Below are 3,158 nucleotides of genomic sequence, written 5' to 3'. Positions count from 1 at the left end.
GGTCCATCCACGCGGCCGCGGCAACAACGTGCTGCAGCTGATCATGGACTCGCTGCGGTACTGGGTGACCGAGATGCACGTCGACGGCTTCCGGTTCGACCTCGCGGCCACCCTGGCACGGCAGTTCCACGAGGTGGACCGGCTCTCGGCGTTCTTCGACCTGATCCAGCAGGACCCGGTGATCAGCCGGGTCAAGCTGATCGCCGAACCCTGGGACGTGGGGGAGGGCGGCTACCAGGTCGGCAACTTCCCGCCGCTGTGGTCGGAGTGGAACGGCCGCTACCGGGACGCCGTACGGGACTTCTGGCGGGCCGAGCCCGGATCGCTCGGCGAGTTCGCCTCCCGGCTCACCGGCTCCTCCGACCTCTACCAGCACAGCAGGCGCAGACCGCGGGCGAGCGTCAACTTCGTCACCGCGCACGACGGGTTCACCCTGCGCGACCTGGTGTCGTACAACGACAAGCACAACCAGGCCAACGGCGAGGGCAACCGGGACGGCGAGAGCCACAACCGGTCCTGGAACTGCGGCGCCGAGGGCGAGACCACCGACCCGGCCGTCCTCGAACTGAGGGCCCGCCAGCAGCGCAACCTGCTCGCCACGCTGCTGCTCTCGCAGGGCATCCCGATGCTCAGCCACGGCGACGAACTCGGCCGTACCCAGCGCGGCAACAACAACGCCTACTGCCAGGACAACGAGGTCTCCTGGACCGACTGGGACCTGACCGAGGAACAGCGGACCCTCACCGACTTCACCCGGCACGTCATCGCACTGCGCGCCGCCCACCCCGTACTGCGCCGCCGTCGCTTCTTCCGCGGCGAGACCGCCGTGCACCCCGGTCAGCCGCTGCCCGACCTGGTGTGGCTGCTGCCCGACGCCCGCGAGATGACCGCCCGGGACTGGCAGCGCCCCGACGCGCACACGGTCGGTGTCTTCCTCAACGGCGACGCCATCGCCGAGCGCGACCCCTACGGGGGACGCCTGGTCGACGACTCGTTCCTGCTGCTCCTCAACGGACACTGGGAACCGGTCGACTTCCGGCTGCCCGACGACTCCTACGGCGAACGCTGGACCACCCTCATCGACACCGCCGAGCCCGACGGCATCCCCGACGAACGTGAACGCAAGGCCGGTACCCGGCTGCCCGTGGAGGCCCGCAGCCTGGTCCTGCTGTCCCGGCCGTCCCACAGCAGGGACGGCAAGGACCGGGGACGGGAGGACGGCAAGACCCGAAAGACCCGCAAGACCCGCGGGGGTTAGGGGAGAAGGGGGCGTACGGTCACGGTGAACTGCGCCCCGTCCGGGTCGCGCAGCACTGCCTCCGTGTCCAGTTCCCGCAGGACGCTGCCGCCGTGCTTCTCGGCCGCCCGCGCGCACTCGCCGACGTCGGCGACCGCGAAGTGGACCTGCCAGTGCGGCCGCACCGAGGGATCGGGGGCCGTCTCCACCGCTCCCGAGTCGATACGGGCCACCGCGTCGCCCCGGCTGCGCAGCACGACCTCGCCGCCCTCGTACTCGACCTCGCAGCAGCCCGGCTTGTCGGAGGCCCAGCCGAGGACCTCCCCGTAGAAGATCGCCGAGTCGAAGGCGTTGCGGGTGTGCAGCCGGATGAAGGTGGGGGCGGCCCGCCGCCAGGTCTCCCAGTTGGAGACCAGCTCCCCCTCCCAGATCCCGAAGACGGCACCGTCCCGGTCGGCGATCAGCGCGGCCCGGCCGGGCGGGAAGGACAGCGGCCCGACCGCCGGCGTGCCCCCGCGTTCCCGGGCCCGGGCCACCGCCTCGTCGGCGTCGGGCACCGCGAAGTACGGCGTCCAGGCCACCGCCATCTGCCACATCGCGGCGACCGCGGCGATGCCCGCCACCGGCACCCCGTCCGCCAGCGCGATCCGGAAGTGGTCGCCGAGCCGGACACTGCGCCATCGCCAGCCGAGCACGGCGCTGTAGAAGTCCTCCGTGGTTCCCAGGTCGCGGCTGGTGAGGCTCACCCAGCAGGGGGCGCCGAACACCGAGTGCGTGGACACGACGTCCCGCTTCTTCTGCGCGGGGCCGGGGGAAGACAGGTGGTTGTTCATGGCACTCGCGTCCTGGGGTCGGAGCCGGCGGGGAACGGGTCTGTCACCAGTCTCCAACCGGAAGCGGGAGGAACGCCTGCTGAGTACCCCGGTGGCGTTCGGCCAGTCGGATGACGACGATGGGGGTGTGAGCGAGAGCGAACCGGACCGGATCCTCCACCTCCAGGAGGAGGTCGACCAGCTCAAGGAGGCCGTCTCCTCCCATGCCGTGGTGGACCAGGCCATCGGGATGGTGGTGGCGCTCGGCCGGGTCACGCCCGACGAGGGCTGGCAGGTGCTCAAGGAGGTCTCCCAGCACACCAACATCAGACTCCGCAACGTCGCGGACCTGATCCTCGCCTGGGGCCGCACCGGTGACATGCCGGTCGAGATCCGCGTCGAGCTGGCGGAGGCCCTCGAACGGTACGGCCCGACCCAGATCCCCGGCGCTCCCGCCGGCGAGTGAGCGGGGCTCAGCCGCCGTCGGCCAGCAGTTCCTCACGCAGCCGGTCGAAACAGGCGGTGAGCAGCCGCGACACGTGCATCTGCGAGATGCCCAGCTGCTCGGCGATCCGGCTCTGCGTCATTCCGCGGAAGAACCGCAGGTAGAGAATGAGCCGGTCGCGCTCGGGCAGGCCCTGCAGACACGGCTGCGCCGCGGTCCGGTCCACGATCAGGTCGTAACCGGGGTCCGCGCCACCCAGCGTGTCACCGAGTACGTAGCCGTCACCACCGGGCACCTCGGCGTCCAGGGACAGCGCGGAGAAGCACTCCAACGCCTCCATCCCGGCCCGCACCTCGCTCTCGGTGAGCTGGGCCCGCGCCGCGATCTCGGCGACGGTGGGCGTGCGCCCCGCGGTGGTCTGTCCCACTTCCTTCATGGCCACCCGGACGCGGTTGCGCAGTTCCTGGACCCGCCGGGGCACGTGCAGGGTCCACATGTGGTCACGGAAGTGCCGCTTGATCTCCCCGGTGATCGTCGGAACGGCGTACGCCTCGAAGGCCCGGCCGCGCTCCGGATCGGCGACATAGACCGGGACGTCGTCAGGGCCCTGCTCCTTGAAGGAGAACGGCACGGTGATCAGCCGGCCGTCGAACTCCGGGATGGC

General features: G+C 71.0%; 3 protein-coding genes and 1 pseudogene. 2 read left to right on the top strand and 2 right to left on the bottom strand.

Annotation, left to right across the window (positions count from 1 at the left end; all coding sequences use genetic code 11):
• A pseudogene (locus ABZ646_RS43645) lies at positions 1 to 1,258 on the top strand (glycogen debranching enzyme); the annotation flags it as partial.
• Here the strand turns inward: ABZ646_RS43645 and ABZ646_RS43640 are convergent.
• Positions 1,255 to 2,070 carry a VOC family protein gene (locus ABZ646_RS43640; RefSeq protein WP_360532505.1) on the bottom strand — a complete coding sequence of 272 codons (816 nt, stop codon included), beginning with the start codon at positions 2,068 to 2,070 and terminating at the stop codon, positions 1,255 to 1,257. The pseudogene ABZ646_RS43645 and the gene ABZ646_RS43640 sit on opposite strands and share 4 nt — an antisense overlap.
• Before the next feature lie 127 nt (positions 2,071 to 2,197).
• Here ABZ646_RS43640 and ABZ646_RS43635 point away from each other — a divergent pair, with 127 nt between their 5' ends.
• Positions 2,198 to 2,515 (top strand): ANTAR domain-containing protein, encoded by a 318-nt coding sequence (locus ABZ646_RS43635; protein ID WP_360532502.1) that lies wholly within the window; start codon positions 2,198 to 2,200, stop codon positions 2,513 to 2,515.
• 7 nt (positions 2,516 to 2,522) lie between these two features.
• Here ABZ646_RS43635 and ABZ646_RS43630 read toward each other — a convergent pair.
• Positions 2,523 to 3,158 (bottom strand): sigma-70 family RNA polymerase sigma factor (locus ABZ646_RS43630; RefSeq protein WP_360532499.1); only part of this gene is annotated, 636 nt, incomplete at its 5' end.

Source organism: Streptomyces sp. NPDC007162, from assembly GCF_040634175.1.
In the GTDB taxonomy this organism is placed as follows: Bacteria; Actinomycetota; Actinomycetes; order Streptomycetales; family Streptomycetaceae; genus Streptomyces.
The sequence above is the reverse complement of the archived record's forward strand: the minus strand, read 5'-3'. Positions and strand labels throughout refer to the sequence as shown.